This is a genomic window from Alteromonas abrolhosensis (genome assembly GCF_001953635.1).
In the GTDB taxonomy this organism is placed as follows: Bacteria; Pseudomonadota; Gammaproteobacteria; order Enterobacterales; family Alteromonadaceae; genus Alteromonas; species Alteromonas abrolhosensis.
This window is the reverse complement of record NZ_MEJH01000004.1, coordinates 100,055-120,673: the sequence shown is the minus strand read 5'-3', so window position 1 is coordinate 120,673 and position 20,619 is coordinate 100,055. Positions and strand designations below refer to the sequence as shown.

The window sequence follows — 20,619 nt, the reverse complement described above, 5'->3', positions numbered from 1 at the left end:
TCTTAACAAAAATGTTTGCGTTCGAGAAACAGTCGAGCCTTCGAGCCTTATTGTCCTCTTTAAGGCTTATTAACCTTAGAAGCTTTAGCTTATAAAAATAATCAATTAAACGCGACGGGGAATAAAATGAAGAAAACACTATTAAAGCTAACGCCAATCGCGTTAGCCGTTACTACGTTAACCGCTTGCTCTCCAGCGAGCGAAACCGCTAAAACAGCGCCAGAGCCGATCAAAGCAGAGCAGCCCGCTGGGCAGTCTGAATCTGAACGCCTCAATGCTTTCTTTGAGCGCACATTTGAAGAAGATCTTAAACGCTCTCCACTATTTCAAAGCTACTTAGGTAAAAAGTGGGATTACGACAAGTGGGATGACATCAGTGACGAAGAGGCTGATGCCCGTATTGCTATCGCGAAAAATCGTTTAGAAAAGCTTGATACCTTCGACACCAGCAAGTTGAGTGATCAAGAAAAGTTAAGTTTGCGCCTTTATAAACTTGGTATTGAGCGCGATTTAGCTAACGATGAGTTTAGACACCATCGCTATATTGTGCATCAATTCCGTGCTGCGCACACTCAGGTTCCTAGCTTCCTTATCAATATTCACAGCGTAAAAAGCAAAGAGGACGCTCAGGCATATATTGGGAGATTAGACAACGTTCGTTCTTACTTTGACCAAGTAATTGAACAAATGAAGTTACGTGAAAAAGCAGGCGTATTCCCACCAGCATGGGCTTATGACCAAATGATTGATGCGTCAAAAAATGTAATAACTGGCGCGCCGTTTGATTCAAGCGAAACACCTTCTACTATTTGGGAAGATTTTCAAAACAAGGTAAACAAGCTTGATATAACAGAGGCCGAAAAAACCACATTATTAGGTGAGGCGAAAGCTGCACTAGTAACTTCGGTCATGCCATCTTACGAGAAGTTTATCGAAGAGCTCGCCCATCAAAGAGAAGTAACGCCTGAAGGCGACGGTGTGTGGCGCTTACCAAATGGTGATAAGTGGTATCAGAATCGCCTTAACTGGTTTACCACAACGGACCTTACCGCCGAAGAGGTGCATCAAATTGGCTTGGACAATGTTGAGCGCATACACAACGCGATGCGCGAGATTATGGAACAAGTAAAATTTGAAGGCACGCTACAAGAGTTTTTCGTTTTCATGCGTGAAGATGATCAATTCTATCTGCCTTCAACCGATGAAGGTAGACAGCAATACCTTGATATGGCTAAAACCGCCATAGACGACATGCGAGAAGCTATTCCTGAATACTTCGGCATTCTTCCTGAAGCGCCAATGATTGTTAAACGCGTTGAAGCGTTCCGCGAGCAATCGGCAGGTAAAGCGTTTTATCAAAGCCCAGCGCAAGATGGGAGCCGACCAGGTATTTATTACGCAAACCTTTATGATATGAAAGCTATGCCAACTTATCAGTTAGAGGCGCTTGCGTATCACGAGGGCATCCCTGGTCACCACATGCAGCGCGCTATTGCACAAGAGCTGGAAGGTGTGCCTCAATTCCAGAAGTTCTTGAGCTTCACCGCCTACACCGAAGGCTGGGGTCTGTATACCGAAGAACTCGCGAAAGATATGGGTTTCTATAAAGACCCTTATTCTGATTTCGGACGTTTAGCGATGGAACTATGGCGTGCTTGTAGGCTTGTGGTTGATACAGGTATCCACGCTAAAAAATGGACGCGTGAAGAGGCGGTAGATTACCTTGTTGAAAATACGCCGAACCCTGAATACGACGCGCAAAAAGCGATTGAGCGCTACATTGCTATGCCAGGTCAGGCCACGGCCTATATGATTGGTAAACTAAAAATCATGGAACTTAGAGAGCATGCGCAAAAGGAACTTGGCGACAAATTTGACTGGAAAGGCTTCCATGATGAAGTACTGAAGTACGGCCCTGTTCCACTTTCTATTCTAGAAGAAAATATTAATGCATGGGTCGCCACGCAGAAAGGTGCGTAGAAGCTTCGGCTAATTGCTCCGCCTACTTGCACTAAATTTAAAACGCGTCTTTCGGTTAACGAAATGACGCGTTTTTTATGCCATAGTGAAAATGTTCAGATTTTTTGGATTAATTTATGTTTGGGCGAAATAAATCTGGTAGTAGTCAGGTCTTATCGGATATGAAAGCAAAACACCATAGATATGAAGCGCTGGTAAAGGCATTTCATGCCGACATTTATCGTTATGCATACTGGTTGATTAAAGACCAGAGCATTGCCGAAGATGTCGTACAAGAAACCTTTTTACGTGCCTGGCGCTCGTTAGATGCGCTAAACGATGAGAAAGCTGCAAAGTCATGGTTAATTACCATACTGCGCCGTGAGAATGCCCGTCGTTTTGAACGCAAGCAATTTGATACCGTCGATATAGATGACGTTCATATTCAGGATGATACTCAGCAGGCCGATGGCGATCTTCGAGACAGAGAGCTTAGGCGGCTATTAGGGGGATTAAGTGTTGAATATCGTGAACCATTAATCCTCCAACTCATTTTTGGGTTTAGTGGTGAAGAGATAGCCAACCAATTAGGGCTCAATAAGAACACGGTGATGACTCGTCTTTTTCGTGCGAGGAATCAGCTTAAAGACGCGTTAGAAAAGCAAAGTGAACAGAGAGGTCGTGTAAATGGATGAGTTAGAATTTAGGCGTCGTATCTACGCCGATCCAGAAACGACTGACAGTGATGTTATAGAAGCGGCAAAAGCGGATGAAAACAAACGCAGTTTCTGGAATGAACAAAAGCAGCTAGATAAGCAGTTAAAGCAAGCGCTTAAAGTCGATGTACCAGAAGACCTTGCTAACAAATTAATTTGGCAGCAGTCAGCGGATGAATTTACCCGCTACAAGCGCAGAAGTCGCTGGTATTTAGCCATGGCTGCGTCTGTTGCCTTTACCGTTGGTATTGGGATTACAATGTGGTATCACCAGCCGCTAAGCATTGGTGGGCAGGCACTTGCCCATATGCAGTACGCAGAAGTGGAGCGTGCACATTCGCAGCTTCCTGTTGATCTGAATATGGTGAACGCAAAGTTAGCAAGCTTCGGCGGTAGTTTCAGCCAAATGCTCGAGGGTGTAGAAGTGGCTAACTATTGCCATTTAAGTACGGTAAGAAGCCTTCACCTTATTGTGAATACACCTCAAGGTAAAATGTCAGTTTTCGTAGTGCCTGAACGCACCGATATTAGCGTGCCTAGCGAGTTTTCCGATGGTAATTACCACGGGGAGAGTATAAAAATGAAACATGCTAACGTAATGATAGTAGGCGATAAAAACGCAGACTTAAGTGAAATGAAAAAAGCAGTTTCAGAAAGAATACAGTTCTCTGCCTAACCTCTGACAACGTTGACAATTCGTTCCAAAAAAGTGCTTTTCTAATGCACTTCCCTTCTTCGGCCCTGTGGGGCCGTTTTTTTTCACTTAAAATTAAGATGAAACCCTGTTCAATAAAACTTATACTTTCGCAGTAAAGTTAGAACATCTTTTTCAAACTTCAGTTAATCATTCCCGTATCCGCAGTACAGAGGTCGCTATCACAATGAGCGCTTGGTTTCGTTTTACAAGGCTAATGGTATGCCTACTGTTACCTGTCATTGCAGGCTTTTCTGTACAAGTACACAGTTCAGATATACCTAACGCTCTTAGGCTGAAGAAACTTAATGGTTACAGCCAAATCGCAGCCACAACTATCTATCATTGGAACACCCCAAGTGAAGTGACTAATGATGACATTATTACGATGATTGAAAGCTCGGGCTTACAGGATGATACGCGAAGTGAAGGGGTGATTTTTAGACACTTATTAGCGACTTACACTGCAAATGATGTTGACACTCCGAGGGTTCCACTTTTCGTCAAGGAGCCACTATTAGATAAGCATTGGCAAGAGCTAAAAGAACTCATGCCAGAACTCTTTGCGGCAACTAAGGCGTATTATATTTATGCAAGAGCAGTTAATGACTTTGAAGGCTCAGATCATAGAGTGGACTTTTCTGTTCCAGAGCTTCGTCGCTTAAAGTTAGAGGCTTTAGAAACGGGAAATAAGCAAGCAACAGCTATTGCTAGTATATGGTTGGCTATGGAGCTTACTCTTGCGAATCCTATTCAAGCAATAAACGAAATTGAATATGCTTTACCATACCTTCCAGAGTACTCTTCAGACAAGACTTTACAAAATGCACTTTCAAATGTAATCGCTCACGACTGGCTACGAGGTGCCTACCTTGAACTCTTCGTTCCCAGTAGAGCGTATTATCATTCGCAGCAAATTATCGAAAATAATAAACGGAATAAAAGCACAATGGTCACAACTTGGGCTTATTTTTCTGCAATTGATACTTTGTTGATTCAAAATAATTATAAGGATGCGTTAGCTTTATTAGACGACGCTTTAAATCATGTATCCAAGGTGACTTCAGTACATGAGAAATTATTGATATATGTCCAAAGGCTTAGGGTCATTGTCTTTCAAAAAGCCGATGGATATGAAAAATCTGCACAAAAAACCATGGAGCAAATTAGGCAGCTCGACACTACTCAGGTCAAGCAAAGAACTGAGGAGCTCTCAGTTTACGCAGAAGCGCTTTTCGCAGCAGTACTGAATGATGAATTAAAGTTTAAAGACTCAACTGCGCAATACAAAGAAATCGTTTTAGCAACTATCCCGAATTCAGGTTTTAAAGAGAAGATTAAACTCAGACTAGAACTTGAATTATCGAGACTTTATGACGCAGCGGGCGACTATGAAAAAGCGTATGAACATTCGAAGTTATACAATAAGCTACTCGTCGATAAAAACACTGAACAATTTAAATTGTCGAACTCTTCCTTTACCGACGGCATCGCGAAAGACATTGAATTAGCTCACTACCGGCAGAAAGAGCTAACTACACTACGAAACGAAAAAATTGGGCTTTCTACCGATAAAGAGGCAATGAAAACCACCATCTTTGCATTGATCATCACTATTCTCACTATTCTCATTATTCTTGCACTATGGCTATGGATTTCTAAAAGGCAGAGCGATTTATTGGCAGAGCGTGACTCGCTAACTGGCGCACTCACGCGGCGGGCTATGTTAAATAGTTTGAAAAAGGCTCTGAAGGGAAACAAAGCGTCATGTATCGCCCTTCTTGATGTTGACAACTTTAAGAAAATCAATGACAAGTACGGCCATGTTGTCGGTGATGAAGTATTAACTACCTTCACGCAAATCATCAAAAATCGAATACGAAAGTCTGACAAACTATGCCGTTACGGTGGCGAAGAGTTTTTGATTTACTTTTCAGACTCCGACCAAAAGTCTGCCAAACGAATTCTCGATGAGCTTAATTTGGCACTGTCTCGCCAAAAGCATTGGAGCAATACCGAAGAAAAATTTTCGGTTAGTTTTTCATCAGGTCTGTTAGACGTCAATGGAGAAACCAACCTAGATACCATTATCAAGATGTGCGATGAGCTTCTCTACAGGGCCAAAAGAGAAGGTCGAGCGCGCGTTGCATCTTTTCCAATTTAATCTTTCGCCAAACTTTATTTACGAATTACCGTATAGAAAACATGCAAGGTCGCTGACTGACATAGAGACTCTATGTCATAGGTGTTAGCATGAAAGAAAAAACATAGGGAATTTATATGGCTACTGGCACGATAATCTCGTTGGGTTTGTATTTTGTTGTAATGTTAGGGATAGGCCTTTTCGCTTATCGGCAGACAGACACCAACGTAGAAGGCTATATGCTTGGCGGCCGCCAACTAGGCCCCGCGGTAACGGCACTTTCAGCAGGTGCATCGGATATGAGCGGATGGATGCTCATGGGCTTACCCGGTGCAATGTATGTATCAGGCTTATCTGCTGGCTGGATAGCGGTTGGTTTAACTCTCGGTGCTCTGGCAAATTATATGTTAGTTGCTCCACGCCTTCGCGTTTACACAGAAGTAGCCAACAACTCCATTACCCTCCCCGATTATTTTGAAAATCGCTTCGCCGACAACACGCGTTTATTGCGCGTTATAGCCTCTGGGGTTATCGTTGTCTTCTTTACGCTTTACACCTCTTCTGGTGTGGTAGCTGGCGGTAAGCTCTTTGAGACATCATTTGGATTAACTTATGAGACCGGCTTATACGTTACCGCAGGTGTCGTTGTAGCCTATACCCTTGTAGGCGGTTTCATGGCAGTAAGCATGACCGACTTCGTTCAGGGGTGCATCATGTTTGTTTCCTTGGTTATGGTGCCTGCAGTGGTTATCACCGAACTAGGTGGAATTGGGGCATCTATTGACGCTTTAGACAGGATAAACCCTGCATTATTTGATGCCTTTATGGATGCATCTACTAACGAAGCATTAAGTGTAATAGGTATTATCTCACTAATGTCATGGGGTCTAGGTTACTTTGGCCAGCCTCACATTATTGTGCGTTTTATGGCGATACGTTCTGTTAAAGACATACCGACTGCACGTAATATAGGTATGAGCTGGATGATCGTGTCAATTATCGGTGCGTTAATGACCGGCCTCTTCGGCCTAGCATTTGTTACTGGCAACGGTAATGAAATCGACCCGGAAACCGTCTTTATCTACTTATCTCAAATTCTATTCCACCCGCTTATCGGTGGCTTCCTGCTCGCTGCGATTTTAGCGGCGATCATGAGTACTATTTCGTCTCAGTTATTGGTAACGTCAAGTTCACTAACCAGTGACTTTTATCAAGCATTCCTAAGACGCGACGCGTCAGATGGCGAGCTTGTTATTGCAGGTCGTGTCAGCGTAGTAGTCGTTGCACTAGTTGCAATCTATCTAGCCTATGATAGAGACAGCACCATTTTAACGCTAGTAAGTAACGCATGGGCTGGTTTTGGCGCTGCATTTGGTCCGCTAGTACTGTTTAGCCTATTTAAACGTGAAATGACCCGCCGTGCGGCACTAGGCGGTATGATTGTTGGTGCAGTAACCGTATTGTTGTGGATTTATCTTCCTATCGAGATTGGTGGTCAAAAACTTGGCGACTGGATGTACGAAATTGTCCCTGGCTTTATATTGTCGAGCTTAACCATAATGATTTTGAGCAAGTCTGGCTCGCCGCGCGAAGGTGTAGTTAATACCTTCGACGCTTTCCAGACCAAATTGAGTGAAAGGTAACTAGCAATTAAGTCGTTACAACAGTAAACAACAAGCCCTGTTTAGTTTCCTAAACAGGGCTTTTTTCTTTTTATAGCCGTTGAAAAAATTGGCTTATGCTTCAATTGCATGACAGTTTTATTTAATGGAATAAGATAGCTATTTTAAATAGCAAAATCGCATACTACTTTTGAAATTAAATATGTTATCGTTCTATGCAGAAAAATAACCCATATATAACTTTTTTGTATATAACATAAAATTCGGACTTCAAAATGACTGCTAGTATCCCGTCTGTAACGCATTTGAAACAACTCGAAGCCGAGAGTATCCAGATTTTCCGTGAGGTTGCTGCTGAGTTTGAAAACCCAGTTATGCTTTACTCTGTAGGAAAAGACTCTTCTGTACTGCTTCACCTTGCCCGTAAAGCGTTCGCGCCAGGCAAAATTCCTTTCCCACTATTACACGTAGATACCACGTGGAAGTTTGGTGAAATGATTAAGTTCCGTGATGAGCAAGCTAAGAAACACGGTTTCGATTTGCTTGTTCACATCAATGAAGAAGGTGTTAAAGCTGGCGTTGGCCCATTTAGCCATGGTTCAGCAAAACATACTGACATCATGAAAACCCAAGCCCTTAAGCAGGCGTTAAACAAATATAAGTTCGATGCTGCATTTGGTGGCGCTCGACGCGACGAAGAAAAATCACGTGCCAAAGAACGTGTTTACTCATTCCGCGACAGCAACCACCGCTGGGACCCAAAAAACCAGCGTCCAGAGCTCTGGAATATTTATAACTCTCAGGTGAACAAAGGCGAAAGCATACGTGTATTCCCAATGTCTAACTGGACTGAGCTAGATATCTGGCAATACATCTACCTAGAAAACATCGATATTCCACAACTTTACCTTTCTAAGCCTCGCCCTGTTGTTGAGCGCGACGGCATTCTTATTATGGTTGACGATGACCGTATGCCGCTAGAAGAAGGTGAAGTACCAGAGATGCGCTCTGTACGTTTCCGTACTCTTGGCTGTTACCCACTTACCGGTGCGGTAGAGTCAGAAGCAGCTACCCTACCTGAAGTTATTCAAGAAATGCTGCTTACCAAGACGTCTGAACGTCAGGGCCGAGTTATCGACCATGACAGCGCAGGCTCTATGGAGAAGAAGAAAATGGAAGGGTACTTCTAATGGCCACCGACAACGTTGTTTGGCATAAACACGAAGTAAACAAGACCACCCGCTCTGAAAAGCTTGGTCAAACACCTCGTGTATTTTGGCTAACGGGTTTAAGCGGCTCTGGTAAATCGACTTTAGCAAACTTGCTTGAGAAAAAGCTTCACGAGCAGAACAAGCACACCTATCTGCTTGACGGCGACAACGTGCGCCACGGTCTGTGTGGCGATTTAGGTTTCAGCGATAAAGATCGCGTTGAAAACATTCGCCGCATTAGCGAAGTCGCTAAACTGTTTGTCGATGCCGGTACCATTGTGCTTACCGCTTTTATCTCACCTTTCAAAGCCGACCGCGATTATTGCCGCAGCTTATTGGAAGACGGAGAGTTTGTAGAAGTGTTTGTCGATACACCTCTTGAAGTGTGTGAAAAACGCGACCCGAAAGGGCTGTACAAAAAAGCGCGTAGCGGTGAAATTAAGGACTTTACAGGTATTGATTCAGCCTATGAAGCACCTGAAGCGCCAGAAGTACACTTAACCTATCAGGATGAACCAGCAGAGCAAACCGCTGAACGTTTGTATGCTTTGCTTCAAGAAAAGGGATTGGTGTAATGACACAACCTTTAAATAGTCTTGCACAAAAAGTGCTAGCTATCGCCAAAGAAGCCGGCGATAAGATAATGACCATTTACGAGAAAGACTTCGCCATTTATGAAAAGCAGGATACCAGTCCGCTAACAGAAGCTGACCTTGCCGCACATAACGTAATCGTTAACGCCCTTGAAGGCGAATCTGACCTGCCGATTCTTTCTGAAGAGTCAGCAGATATTTCATGGGAAGAGCGCAAAACGTGGTCGTCATACTGGCTGGTAGACCCGCTAGACGGCACTAAAGAGTTTATTAAGAAAAACGGTGAGTTTACGGTAAATATTGCACTTATCGAAAACGGTAAACCGACTATGGGTGTGGTTTACGCGCCAGCACTTAACAAAAGCTATGTAGGTATTGTTGGTGAAGGTGCATGGACCGAAGTGAATGGCGAATTTACGGCTATTTCTGCACGCAAGCACGATGGTGCAGAAGTGTGGAAAGTGGTAGGTAGTCGTTCTCACCAAAGCCCTGAAATTCAGAATTTATTGGCGCAGCTTGAAGGTGAAACCGAGCTTGTGGCGATGGGCAGCTCACTGAAGCTTTGCTTGGTGGCTGAGGGCGAAGCACATCTTTACCCTCGATTAGGCCCAACATCTGAATGGGATACGGGAGCAGCGCACGCAGTCGCACTAGCAGCAGGCGCAAACGTAACCGTACTTGACCCTGAAAACCCATTAGATGACAACGCTGACGCTCTTACGTACAACCAAAAAGAGTCTGTGTTAAACCCCTTTTTCCTTGTGAGCGCATAACATGAACAACGAAAACGAATTATTAAGACAGGACATACTGTCTTACCTAGAACAACACGAAAAGAAAGACATGCTACGTTTCCTTACCTGCGGTAGCGTAGACGATGGCAAAAGTACCCTTATTGGTCGCTTACTTCACGATTCAAAAATGATTTATGAAGACCAACTTGCAGCTATCACTAAAGACAGCAAGAAAGTAGGTACTACCGGCGAGAAAGTTGACCTTGCCCTTCTTGTAGACGGTCTTCAGTCTGAGCGTGAGCAAGGGATTACTATCGACGTAGCATACCGCTACTTCTCTACTGACAAGCGTAAGTTTATTATCGCTGATACTCCGGGGCACGAGCAGTACACTCGTAACATGGTAACCGGTGCGTCAACGTGCGACCTTGCTATTATTCTTGTTGATGCTCGCGGCGGCGTTAAGGTTCAAACGAAACGTCACTCGTTCCTGGTTTCCCTTCTAGGTATCAAACACGTTATTGTTGCTATCAACAAAATGGACTTGATGGACTATTCAGAAGAAGTGTACAAGCAAATTCAGGAAGACTACCTGAAATTTGCTGAGCAACTTGATATTCCTGACATTCAGTTCGTACCTATTTCAGCACTTGAAGGCGACAACGTAGTTGGCAAGAGCGATAAGACCCCTTGGTTTGACGGCACGCCACTAATGGAAATGCTGGAAAACATCGAAATCGGTGAAGACGATAACCATGAAGACTTCCGCTTTCCAGTACAATACGTTAACCGTCCTAACTTAGACTTCCGCGGTTTTGCAGGTACTGTAGTATCTGGTCAAGTCGCACCTGGAGACGAAATCACTGCGCTTCCATCTGGCAAAAAGTCTAAGGTTAAACAAGTAGTCACCTTCGAAGGCGACCAAGAACGCGCTTACGTGCCTCAGGCGGTTACGTTAACGCTAGAAGATGAAATTGACATCTCTCGTGGCGACATGATTGTAAAATCAGACAACTTGCCGCTGCTTAACACGCAGTTCAAAACTCACCTTGTGTGGATGTCTGAAGAGCCGCTAATGCCAAACAAGCAATACTTGTTTAAGTTTGCGACTAAGTCCACGCCAGGTGTTGTTGCGCATATTGATAACCAAATTGATGTTAACACGCTAGAAGAAACCGATGCTATGCACCTAAATCTTAATGAGATTGGTGTGGTTGACGTTAAGTTCACGCAGCCTGTTGCCTGCGACCCCTACAAGCGCAACCGCCCTACGGGTTCATTCATCGTTATCGATCGCTTGACCAACGGTACTGTTGGTGCTGGTATGATCATTGACGAAATTGCGGGTGACGCACAGCATACATCGCCTAACTTCTCTGAGTTCGAGCTTGAATTCAATGCGCTAGTACGTAAGCACTTCCCGCATTGGAACTCTGTGGATATCAGTAAACTTTAAGCAGGACTGGAGCAATATGGATGTGACCCAGTTCATCGTACTGGCAGTTTTTGCCGGTACGATATGCGCGCTGATCTTTACCAATCAGCGCCCTTCCACTGTATTTTCTGGTGCAGTGTTAGCATTACTGGTTACCCAGCAGTTATCACTTGATGACATCTTGCTAAATTTAACAAACAAGGGTCTTATCACCCTTGTTTTGTTGCTTTTAGTGAGCAGCGCAATTGATAAAACAGCGCTAATAAAACGCCTTGGAAGAAAATTAGTAAGTGCTAACTTTACTCAATCCTACTGGCGCTTGTTTTCACTGACCTTTTTATCGTCTGCCCTATTAAACAATACGGCTATTGTGGCAAGCCTAATTGGTCCAATTAAGCAAAACCAATATCATCCTGCCTCGCGATTGCTAATCCCGCTTTCATACGCGGCTATTTTAGGCGGTACGGTAACCTTAATCGGTACGTCTACCAACCTAATCGTAGACAGCTTCTTGCAAGAGCACGGACATCCGGGCTTTAACTTTTTTGACTTCACACTTTACGGAACGGTAGCTGGACTAAGCTGTGGTCTACTCATGTTTTTGTTACTACCCCTGCTGCCTCATATTGGTAACAAGAGTAACAACTATCACGAGTATATGGTTGAGGCAGAAGTTGAATCTGGTTCTGAGTTAATTGGAAAAACTGTAGAGCAAAACCATTTGCGTAACTTACCAGAGCTCTTTTTGGTTGAAGTGGTTCGCAATGGGAACCTTATCTCTCCTGTCGGGCCTGATTTGGTTATTCTGGAAAACGACAAACTAATTTTTTCCGGTAATGTTCAAAAACTCGAAAACCTTAGCCACATTAAAGGGCTAAGTATGTTTGCCGAGACCGACGGTGTGTTGCGTGAAAAATTAACCGAAGTCGTCGTTGCTAACCGTGCGCAAATTATTGGGCAAACCATTAAAAAGCTTGGATTTCGAGCCTTGTTCGACGCAGCTGTAGTGGCAATTCGCCGTGACGGAGAACAACTTTCAGGTAAGTTAGGAGAAATAAAGCTCCAAGCAGGTGACTTTTTACTTCTTGCCACCGGGCCTGATTTTGCAACCCGTCAAAATTTAAATAAAAACTTTTTTATTTTGTCAGAGCAGAAAATTGCCCGACCTTTAACGAACAGGCAAGAATGGATAACGCTAGGGGGCTTCCTCACTACGGTTTTGTTAGCTGCGGCCGATGTCATTTCATTAGCTATTGGCTTGTTATTTCTAGCTGCCGTGCTTATTGGCGTTAAAGTAACAACTAACGGTGAAATGAAGCGTAACTTACCTTTGAATCTGATTATTGTGATCGTTGGCGCATTAAGCTTAGCCACTGCGTTAGAAAATTCAGGGGTTATTAGTACAACAACAGAAGCACTCATGCCGGTGTTGTCGGGTACCAACTGGTTTGTGGCTTTGGTGGTGATTTATCTGCTTACACTCGCTCTTACAGAATTTGTAACTAATAATGCAGCGGCAGCATTAATGTTTCCGTTTGCTTATGGCTTAGTGCAGATCATCGGTGCCCCACTGATGCCTTTCGCATTAGCAGTAGCATTTGCGGCAAGTGCCAGCTTTATCTCGCCATTCGGATATCAAACCAATTTACTCGTTTATAACGCAGCGAACTATAAGTTTGCCCACTTTATAAAGATGGGGTTACCCATTTCAATATTGTACAGTACGATTGTTCTAACATTACTTAATGTTACCTACCTATAATGCGTAGAAAAGGCGTGCTAAATCATTACTCTGGCTACTACAAAATGTAGAGCCAAAATCGACTACCTCAAGTAAAGGGAAGTGAACGCTTCCCTTACTTATTTTCCCGTACTTTGATGTGGGAACCGCACATTCACTTTCTCTTACAAATATCAATATGTTGTGCTGTACAACACTCTTAGCCAACAGTAATCTATAGCTCCATTTAATGTCTGCAAGTTGGTTAGTCAACAACCAGTCATGGCTTTACACAAAGCCCAGTAATAATTATAAATAAAATAGGAGCAAGGGATGCACAATGTAACGAACCCCTTCCAAGCGTGTAACGACATCTTCTTCAAACCTAATGGCGTATTCAAAGCGATAGGTGAAAACAACAATTGGAGCTGGATGCCATTTATTTTAATCATGGCTATTTCGCTTGTTTCCCAGTACCTGTATGTAAATTTTGTAGACATCGAATGGTTTGCGCAGATGAATATTGCTGCCCAAGGCGATATGAGTCCAGCTGAAGAAGAGCAAATGAAAGCCTTCTTCACCAGGGATGCTTTGCTTTGGTCATCAGTTATAGGTGCCTTTTTTATTCCTATAATCGTTAACGCCATTTACGCTGTGTATGTAAATTTAATGACCCGCTCAGACGACAGCCATGTGTATGGGTTTACTGACTGGTACGGATTCGCTTGGTGGCTTTCAATGCCTTATGTACTAACTGGTTTGGTTGGTGTTGCTTTGCTATTGTTCACAGGCGACCATCAAGTGGCGCCGTCAATTTTATCTCCAGCGTCTCTTGGCTATATTGCCAGTATCCCAATGGACTCGCCCTGGTACGCTTTCGGCCAAGCTTTAAGATTAGAACTATTCTGGGGCATCTATTTGGCCACCGTAGGCATCACTCAATGGACATCTTTTTCTGTTAAGAAAGCGGCATTAATAGCAAGTGCACCTTATGCTGTCATCTACGGCATTTGGTTAATTGCCCTAGGCTTGTTCTAATAAAACGTACGGCTGTGACACGCTGAATATACAAAGGCTGCGCTGTACTACGAACACTGTATTTACTAACTTAGTTTTTTAAACACCGAATTTTAAACACAGTATTTTTAGCACAGCGCTTCGATAAGCTTGTCATACAGCACAATCTTAAAACGATATTTTTCATTCTCCCTTACAACACCCAAACAGCTTCACTGTCGCGTTGTCATGTCACAAAGTGTTATTACGCCCAGAGTGGCAGTTGTTTTGTTGGCTTTGTCCCCTGCCTTAACGGCCTAAAATATTCCTTATTTTGATAAAACGTTGCATCCTGCTGTGTATGCCATAAAGGCACGCCTAACAAAGGTAGAGGCTTTAATAGTGGCGTAATCTGAAAAGCATCGAGTGTTGATATACGGGCAGACGTCGCGTCGTCTAACACTCCTCGTTGTTGCCATTTATCGAGTTTACTGAACCCGTGGGGAACTGCGACGGCCAGCCATTTTCCCGTAAGCCCGATGAAAGGATTAAGCATCATTTCTAAATTCGCATGCCCGAAAATAAAAGGAGTTACTTCAGCATGCCAGCGCTCTCTATTTGCTAGAAATGCCTCTTCCCATTCATGCTCGGCAAGTTGCTGTAGGAAAGCTTCTAGCGATTCAACTCCAGTTTTTTTGCTTTCGTCATTTCTTGCAGTGGCAATATGGTTTTGCGTTGCTTTTTTTAGAGAATCTGGGGGTTGCACACACTGGCTGGGCTCTTCTATCGCAAGTACTACACCACACTCATCAAAATGCGTGATTCTATTGCGGCGCACTGTACGAGGATTAACGCCGTACTCATTGATATCGCTTATATGCAATTCATTTAACAAGGATTTGGTTTTAGGAAACTGTAGCCAAATTAGCGCATTAAATAAATCGTGCCAGCTTTGCTCTCTAGTCGGTACAACCCCATCCTCACTAATAATCGTCTCATAGTAACGCTTTTCATTTTCTGAAAACTGACTTTGCCCTTTAAACCTAGGTCCCTTCCACTGCTTGTAATATTTGGAAGTGAGTTCATTAAGCACTTCAGGCGATGGAAAATCACTGAATCCTAATAATTCGAGTTCATCTAGAAGATCAATTACAGGAGGACTTGCGTGTGCTTTTAAGTAGTCTTTACAGAAGGGGATTGAGTTTGATTGCATATCAACTATTGGTTCGCTCTGGGGTTTTCTCTATACTGAGCGAGTATTGTAGAGCAAACAGAGACTAACAATGAAAAAAATGTTTTTGCCATTGCTTGTACCTACCCTTCTGGGCGTAAGTGCTTGCACACCAAACAACGACAGCGCGTCACAAGAACAGTCAGCGAAAAAAGAGATGCCAGTGGCGTCTAACTTCGACAGTGTTTACAACAACATTTCAGATGCCGATATTCGCGAGCCATTAAAGGTACTGTCTTCAGATGAGTTTGAAGGCCGTTTACCGACGACTGAAGGCGAAAAGAAAACCATTGAATACTTGGTTAGTGAATTTACTAAAGCGGGGCTGAAGCCGGGCAATGGCGATAGCTTTCTACAAAAAGTAGCGCTTATGGAAATTACGGCTGACCCAGATATGACCATGACTATCGGTGATAATAACTTTGCGTATAAAGAGCAGATGGTTGCCTCTTCTAAGCGCGAACAGAGCTCAGTATCCCTTGAAGATTCAGAGTTAGTCTTCGTTGGCTATGGTGTGAATGCACCTGAATACGACTGGAACGACTACGAAGGGTTGGACGTTAAAGGCAAAACGGTAGTTATGCTAATTAACGACCCAGGATTTGAAAATCCAGAAAGCGGCAAGTTTCAAGGCACTACGATGACCTACTACGGCCGTTGGAGCTACAAGTATGAAGAAGCAAGCCGTCAGGGCGCAGCAGGCGCCATTATTGTTCACGAAACCGCACCGGCTTCTTATGGCTGGTCTGTAGTTGCTAATAGCTGGAGTGGTCCGCAGTACGGTTTGGTAAGTGCAGACAAAGGTGCAAGCCGTGTGGCTGTTGAAGGTTGGTTAACATTAGATGCAGCGAAAAAAGTGTTTGCTGATGCAGGGCTTGATTTTGAAGCAGAAAAAGCCAACGCCATGCAAGGTCCTTACAACAAAGCAATGGACATTAAGGCATCGGTTACTGTTAATAACACATTCAAAAAATCAGAGAGCAACAACGTTATTGCCACACTACCGGGCGCTGAGTTTCCTGATGAGCATATTATCTACACGGCGCACTGGGATCATTTAGGTAAAGATGAGAGCAAAGAAGGCGACCAAATCTATAACGGCGCTCATGATAATGCGACGGGCACTGCGGCTATTTTAGCCATGGCCAGAGCCTTTTCTGAACTTGAGCCTGCACCAAAGCGCTCGGTATCATTCTTAGTGGTAACCGCGGAAGAGCAAGGATTATTAGGCAGTAAATATTACGCAAGCAACCCTGTCATTCCGATTGAAAATACGGTTGCTAATATCAATATGGACGCAATGAACGTATTAGGTAAGACCAAAAACGTTGCCGTTGTAGGTATGGGTAAATCAGAAATGGAAGATTACCTCGAAGCCGCTGCAGCTAAGCAAGGTCGTACACTGACTCAAGAAGACAGACCAGAAGCTGGTTACTACTACCGCTCAGATCACTTCAGCTTTGCCAAGCAAGGTGTGCCAGCACTTTATGCTGAAGGTGGTAATGAGCCAGCCGATGAAGAAACAGCTAAATACAGAAAACGTATGAATGTGATTGTTACGGGCTGCTACCACCAAGTGTGCGATCAGTATCGTGACGATTGGGATTTAAGCGGTATCGTACAAGATACACAAATGCTGTTTGATGTGGGTGTAGGTGTTGCAAATGCAGAGGCTTGGCCGAAGTGGAATGAAGCAAGCGAGTTCCAGCGCCAAAACTAAAATACCTAGGTGTAAAAACGCGACAATATAACGTTCTTGCATTAAACACTTAATAAAGGGTTTCTTTGTGAAACCCTTTATTAGTGGCTCCCTTTATTGACTCCCCTCCACATTTGAACGCATTTCCCTTCGAATTAAGCACTGCTACCGCATTCACTGAGCTTCTCTTTGCATCAAATTAGGATAAAAATGTTAATAAACGGCTATTTTGGGATAAATGGAATAAGAATTTCCATTTTCTCATCATAATGTACTTGCAATTTCCTGTCAGACTGGCACATTCAGGGGCACGCGAATAAGAAAAACAACAAACCATCGCCCACTCGTACGCGAGTACCGACAGAAAAAACTTCTATTATTTTTTTCAACAAGTGAACAGAGAGAATCCGTTATATGTGTGGTATTTTCGGTATCCTTGATATCAAAACCGATGTGTCTGAACTCAGAACCCAAGCCCTCGATTTATCAAAACTTTTGCGCCACCGTGGCCCTGACTGGTCGGGTATCTGGAATAATGACAATACCATTCTTTGTCACGAAAGATTGGCGATTGTCGACGTTGATACGGGGGCACAGCCTCTTATCAGCCAAAACGATAAACAAATTCTTGCTGTCAACGGTGAGATTTACAACCACAAGCAACTTGCTGCTAATCTAGATGAGCCGTACCCATTTAAGACCCGCTCTGATTGCGAAGTAATCATTCCGCTTTTCCAGCAAAAAGGCATTGATTTTATTGACGAACTAGAAGGTATGTTTGCTTTTATTCTTTATGATGAAGAGCAAGACGCTTACCTTATTGCCCGTGACCACATTGGAATTATTCCGCTTTATACCGGTTACGATGAACACGGTAACTTTTACGTTTCATCAGAAATGAAAGCCCTCGCAGGCGTTTGTAAAACAATTAGTGAGTTCCCTCCTGGCCACTACCTTTGGAGCAAAGAAGGTAAAATCACTAAGTATTACAAGCGTGATTGGATGGAATACGACAACGTTAAAGACAACACCAGCAACCTAGAAGAGCTACGTGTAGCATTCGAGAAAGCGGTGAAGTCACACATGATGTCTGACGTTCCATACGCTGTACTTCTATCGGGCGGTCTGGACTCTTCATTGGTTTCTGCTGTCGCTGCTCAGTACGTTGCAAAGCGCGTTGAAGACGAAGACAAGACGGATGCGTGGTGGCCTCGTCTGCACAGTTTTGCTGTGGGTCTTGAAGGTGCACCTGATCTCAAGGCGGCGAAGAAAGTGGCCGACATGATTGGCACCGTACACCATGAAATTCACTTTACCATTCAAGAAGGTTTAGATGCCATCCGTGATGTTATCTATCACTTGGAAACCTACGATACAACAACGATCCGCGCCGCTACCCCGATGTACTTAATGACCCGCAAGATTAAAGCGATGGGCATTAAAATGGTGCTGTCTGGCGAAGGTTCTGATGAAATTTTTGGTGGTTATCTGTATTTCCATAAAGCGCCAAACGCCAAGGAATTCCACGAAGAAACGGTACGTAAACTTGATCGACTACATATGTTTGACTGTGCGCGTGCTAACAAAGCCACATCAGCATGGGGTGTAGAAGCTCGTGTGCCATTCTTAGATAAGAACTTCATTGACGTAGCTATGCGTTTAAACCCACAAGACAAAATGTGTCTAGATGGAAAAATGGAGAAATGGATCCTTCGCAAAGCGTTTGATAACGGCGAAACCCTTCCAGCAGAGGTTCTGTGGCGTCAAAAGGAACAGTTTGGTGATGGCGTAGGTTACTCGTGGATTGATTCAATTCGTGAGTTCGTAGACAACGAAGTGACTGACCAACAACTGGCTACAGCGGAATTCCGCTTCCCGGTTAACACGCCAGACACTAAAGAAGGCTACTACTACCGTACTATCTTCGAAAGCTACTTCCCTCAAGAAAGTGCGGCGCGATGTGTACCGGGCGGTAAATCTATTGCCTGTAGTACGGCAGAAGCACTTGAGTGGGATGAAAGCTTTAAAAACAATGCAGACCCTTCTGGCCGTTCAATGAAAGGCGTTCACGCTGGCGAGTCGTAAGAGTCTAATGCACTAGCAATATTTAAAAAACGCGGCCTACGCCGCGTTTTTTTTTGTCTGTTTATTCTTTGGAAGCTTCGGTTTTCGGTTTATACCATAAAGCAGAATTGGTAAGAGGAGTCTCAATAGGCAATAGCGGATTTTCTAGGGTAAAGATTTTGCGCTCATCGACCCCTAAAGACTCTAAGATTGGGGCGTAGGTCGACTCAAAAAGTGCATCGAATGAACCATCATCTATGGCTCGATTAAGCCCTGTTTCGATGAGATTAGCTAACGTCTTGTTGCTACCACTCACAAAGTAATACATGGCTGTCGGATAATATAGCGCCATGGAAGGTTCTAGATAAAAGTTGTTTCGACGACCTTCGGCCTCAAGCTCCGCATCTACTTCCATGACAGAACGGGGAAAGAAGTCCCCTTTGCCTAGTTTAATCATGTCATACGCTTCGCGAAATTCAGGCACGGTAAATACGTTAAAACCGTTGGCTTGAAGAATTTTGGTGTCCGGCCACTCTTCCCCTTGGATTGGCACAAGTTTACGCATATCGGTTAGCGACAGCACGTTGTCGAATTTCGCCTTTTTATTTTGATTTATAACGAAAACTCGAAGGCCTATAAGCCCTTTAGCGATAGGAATTCGAATGGGGGTCAGTTCTTTCTCTCGCTGACTATCCGTCATACTCCACACAACATTGACTTCTCGGTTTTCGCGAAGCTGACGCATTGCTTTACCTGTAAGAAGTATTCGATCAGACGGACGAAGTTCGTAGTTTACACCGGTTTTATCAAGCGCAAGTTTAAGCAACGCTATCGGATATTGCGCACGTGCGTCTGAGTCGTCAATGGGGCGTGGGTAAGTGATAGTCCACGTTGCGGCCTCAGCCATCGTTACAACAAAAGAACATAAAGCGAAAGCCGCTATGACGGCTTTTTTTAGCAGATTGAAGCTGTGCATTTTCTTTACGTCCTATACTGATTTGTTTTTAGGCTCATGATTTGTTTGACCGACAAGCCAACGAACACCAACACTATTATTCAATGCCAATGTACTTATGTGTTTGTAAAGATAGCCGCCAGTTGCGTTCAATACAAGTGCGCACAGCAAGTTCAGTCGCTCTCTTTTGCTGGCTAATTGGTTGTAAACAAACCTGTTTTCCGTCAAGTGAAGATACATTGGCTAACAGTGCATCAAGCTCATCAATATGCTTTTGCATTGCGATGGGGTGCTTGATTTCATTCGCTCTCTCAAGCGCACTCACTAAGACGTCATACCCACCTTTCATGTTTATTTTCGGAGAAACGGTCACGTAAGTACGCGTGTCGCAAAGTACTTCAAAAGTACCGCTGGTTTCAATTTGTGTGGTATATCCGTTGTCGTGAAGTAAGGTGGTTAACGGACGTAAATCATACATACAAGGCTCGCCGCCGGTAATAACCACATGTTTTGCCACATAGCCTTGTTTCCCAAACTCAGCCAGCAAAGCCTCCTCACTTGAGATAAAATAGGTTTCAGACTCTTCACCTTTACTAATCACCGCTTGCGGCGACACGCTCAAGTCAGACTTGATTTCCCATGTATGTTTCGTATCACACCATGGGCAGCCCACAGGGCAGCCTTGTAGGCGAACAAAAATAGAAGGAATACCAGTGTGGGCACCTTCCCCCTGGATAGTTTCAAACATCTCATTGATGTTTAGTGTGGTCATTACAGACAATTTGACACCCTTTAACGATTGTATGTTGGGATTTTACCAAGGATCACATAAAATTCGGGCATAATT

At 43.8% G+C, this 20,619-nt stretch carries 16 protein-coding genes; 13 read left to right on the top strand and 3 right to left on the bottom strand.

The genetic code is table 11. The features are described 5' to 3' along the window. The first annotated feature begins 126 nt into the window (after nucleotides 1-126). The 11 genes from BGK61_RS07975 to BGK61_RS07925 all read left to right on the top strand — a co-directional run bounded on the left by BGK61_RS07975 (nucleotide 127) and on the right by BGK61_RS07925 (nucleotide 13,865). Entirely contained in the window at nucleotides 127-1,980 is a 1,854-nt protein-coding gene (locus tag BGK61_RS07975) for a DUF885 domain-containing protein (protein ID WP_076011927.1), read from the top strand. 116 nt (nucleotides 1,981-2,096) lie between these two features. Beyond that, nucleotides 2,097-2,654, top strand: coding sequence for a sigma-70 family RNA polymerase sigma factor (locus tag BGK61_RS07970; RefSeq protein WP_014997785.1), 558 nt, complete (start codon nucleotides 2,097-2,099; stop codon nucleotides 2,652-2,654). Further along, nucleotides 2,647-3,351: a DUF3379 family protein gene (locus BGK61_RS07965; protein WP_014997784.1), complete on the top strand. Its 705-nt coding sequence runs from the start codon at nucleotides 2,647-2,649 to the stop codon at nucleotides 3,349-3,351. Before BGK61_RS07970 ends, BGK61_RS07965 begins: the two co-directional genes overlap by 8 nt. A gap of 205 nt (nucleotides 3,352-3,556) precedes the next feature. Then, nucleotides 3,557-5,533 (top strand): GGDEF domain-containing protein, encoded by a 1,977-nt coding sequence (locus tag BGK61_RS07960; protein ID WP_076011926.1) that lies wholly within the window; start codon nucleotides 3,557-3,559, stop codon nucleotides 5,531-5,533. Between the two features lie 116 nt (nucleotides 5,534-5,649). After that, nucleotides 5,650-7,155 (top strand): sodium/proline symporter PutP, encoded by a 1,506-nt coding sequence (putP, locus tag BGK61_RS07955; RefSeq protein WP_076026045.1) that lies wholly within the window; start codon nucleotides 5,650-5,652, stop codon nucleotides 7,153-7,155. A 254-nt stretch (nucleotides 7,156-7,409) separates the two neighbouring features. Then, nucleotides 7,410-8,324 (top strand): sulfate adenylyltransferase subunit CysD, encoded by a 915-nt coding sequence (gene cysD / locus BGK61_RS07950; RefSeq protein WP_014997781.1) that lies wholly within the window; start codon nucleotides 7,410-7,412, stop codon nucleotides 8,322-8,324. Further along, a complete protein-coding gene (gene cysC / locus BGK61_RS07945) occupies nucleotides 8,324-8,920 on the top strand; it encodes an adenylyl-sulfate kinase (protein WP_014997780.1) in 597 nt (198 codons plus the stop codon). Before cysD ends, cysC begins: the two co-directional genes overlap by 1 nt. After that, nucleotides 8,920-9,711, top strand: a complete 792-nt coding sequence (cysQ, locus tag BGK61_RS07940) for a 3'(2'),5'-bisphosphate nucleotidase CysQ (RefSeq protein WP_076012270.1) — start codon at nucleotides 8,920-8,922, stop codon at nucleotides 9,709-9,711. The genes cysC and cysQ overlap by 1 nt, the downstream gene beginning before the upstream one ends. 1 nt (nucleotide 9,712) lies before the next feature. Continuing rightward, a complete protein-coding gene (cysN, locus tag BGK61_RS07935) occupies nucleotides 9,713-11,128 on the top strand; it encodes a sulfate adenylyltransferase subunit CysN (RefSeq protein WP_014997778.1) in 1,416 nt (471 codons plus the stop codon). Between the two features lie 16 nt (nucleotides 11,129-11,144). Beyond that, a complete protein-coding gene (locus BGK61_RS07930) occupies nucleotides 11,145-12,869 on the top strand; it encodes an SLC13 family permease (RefSeq protein ID WP_014997777.1) in 1,725 nt (574 codons plus the stop codon). A 291-nt stretch (nucleotides 12,870-13,160) separates the two neighbouring features. Next, nucleotides 13,161-13,865, top strand: a complete 705-nt coding sequence (locus BGK61_RS07925) for a YIP1 family protein (RefSeq protein WP_014997776.1) — start codon at nucleotides 13,161-13,163, stop codon at nucleotides 13,863-13,865. 223 nt (nucleotides 13,866-14,088) lie between these two features. Here BGK61_RS07925 and BGK61_RS07920 read toward each other — a convergent pair whose 3' ends face one another. After that, complete coding sequence (locus tag BGK61_RS07920) at nucleotides 14,089-15,036, bottom strand: DUF3025 domain-containing protein (protein ID WP_014997775.1); 948 nt, start codon at nucleotides 15,034-15,036, stop codon at nucleotides 14,089-14,091. A gap of 70 nt (nucleotides 15,037-15,106) precedes the next feature. On the opposite strand from BGK61_RS07920, the gene BGK61_RS07915 reads away from it, so the two are divergent. Together BGK61_RS07915 and asnB are read left to right on the top strand one after the other, a co-directional pair. Then, entirely contained in the window at nucleotides 15,107-16,774 is a 1,668-nt protein-coding gene (locus BGK61_RS07915; protein WP_076012269.1) for a M28 family metallopeptidase, read from the top strand. A 393-nt stretch (nucleotides 16,775-17,167) separates the two neighbouring features. Then, nucleotides 17,168-18,838, top strand: a complete 1,671-nt coding sequence (gene asnB, locus BGK61_RS07910; RefSeq protein WP_076012268.1) for an asparagine synthase B — start codon at nucleotides 17,168-17,170, stop codon at nucleotides 18,836-18,838. A 61-nt stretch (nucleotides 18,839-18,899) separates the two neighbouring features. On the opposite strand, the gene BGK61_RS07905 is transcribed toward asnB, so the two are convergent. Together BGK61_RS07905 and queE are read right to left on the bottom strand one after the other, a co-directional pair. Further along, the gene (locus BGK61_RS07905; RefSeq protein ID WP_076012267.1) at nucleotides 18,900-19,793 is read right to left on the bottom strand and encodes a type 2 periplasmic-binding domain-containing protein; all 894 of its coding nucleotides are present in this window, start codon (nucleotides 19,791-19,793) and stop codon (nucleotides 18,900-18,902) included. Nucleotides 19,794-19,869: 76 nt separating this feature from the next. Then, on the bottom strand, nucleotides 19,870-20,544 hold the full coding sequence (queE, locus tag BGK61_RS07900) for a 7-carboxy-7-deazaguanine synthase QueE (protein ID WP_076012266.1): 675 nt from the start codon (nucleotides 20,542-20,544) through the stop codon (nucleotides 19,870-19,872). Nucleotides 20,545-20,619 lie beyond the last annotated feature (75 nt).

Excerpts from the sequence above, each read along its gene's own strand:
- BGK61_RS07975 (WP_076011927.1), top strand. The coding sequence starts at position 127 with ATGAAGAAAACACTATTAAAGCTAACGCCAATCGCGTTAGCCGTTACT.
- BGK61_RS07970 (WP_014997785.1), top strand. The coding sequence starts at position 2,097 with ATGTTTGGGCGAAATAAATCTGGTAGTAGTCAGGTCTTATCGGATATG.
- BGK61_RS07965 (WP_014997784.1), top strand. The coding sequence starts at position 2,647 with ATGGATGAGTTAGAATTTAGGCGTCGTATCTACGCCGATCCAGAAACG.
- BGK61_RS07960 (WP_076011926.1), top strand. The coding sequence starts at position 3,557 with ATGAGCGCTTGGTTTCGTTTTACAAGGCTAATGGTATGCCTACTGTTA.
- putP (WP_076026045.1), top strand. The coding sequence starts at position 5,650 with ATGGCTACTGGCACGATAATCTCGTTGGGTTTGTATTTTGTTGTAATG.
- cysD (WP_014997781.1), top strand. The coding sequence starts at position 7,410 with ATGACTGCTAGTATCCCGTCTGTAACGCATTTGAAACAACTCGAAGCC.
- cysC (WP_014997780.1), top strand. The coding sequence starts at position 8,324 with ATGGCCACCGACAACGTTGTTTGGCATAAACACGAAGTAAACAAGACC.
- cysQ (WP_076012270.1), top strand. The coding sequence starts at position 8,920 with ATGACACAACCTTTAAATAGTCTTGCACAAAAAGTGCTAGCTATCGCC.
- cysN (WP_014997778.1), top strand. The coding sequence starts at position 9,713 with ATGAACAACGAAAACGAATTATTAAGACAGGACATACTGTCTTACCTA.
- BGK61_RS07930 (WP_014997777.1), top strand. The coding sequence starts at position 11,145 with ATGGATGTGACCCAGTTCATCGTACTGGCAGTTTTTGCCGGTACGATA.
- BGK61_RS07925 (WP_014997776.1), top strand. The coding sequence starts at position 13,161 with ATGCACAATGTAACGAACCCCTTCCAAGCGTGTAACGACATCTTCTTC.
- BGK61_RS07920 (WP_014997775.1), bottom strand. The coding sequence starts at position 15,036 with ATGCAATCAAACTCAATCCCCTTCTGTAAAGACTACTTAAAAGCACAC.
- BGK61_RS07915 (WP_076012269.1), top strand. The coding sequence starts at position 15,107 with ATGAAAAAAATGTTTTTGCCATTGCTTGTACCTACCCTTCTGGGCGTA.
- asnB (WP_076012268.1), top strand. The coding sequence starts at position 17,168 with ATGTGTGGTATTTTCGGTATCCTTGATATCAAAACCGATGTGTCTGAA.
- BGK61_RS07905 (WP_076012267.1), bottom strand. The coding sequence starts at position 19,793 with ATGCACAGCTTCAATCTGCTAAAAAAAGCCGTCATAGCGGCTTTCGCT.
- queE (WP_076012266.1), bottom strand. The coding sequence starts at position 20,544 with ATGACCACACTAAACATCAATGAGATGTTTGAAACTATCCAGGGGGAA.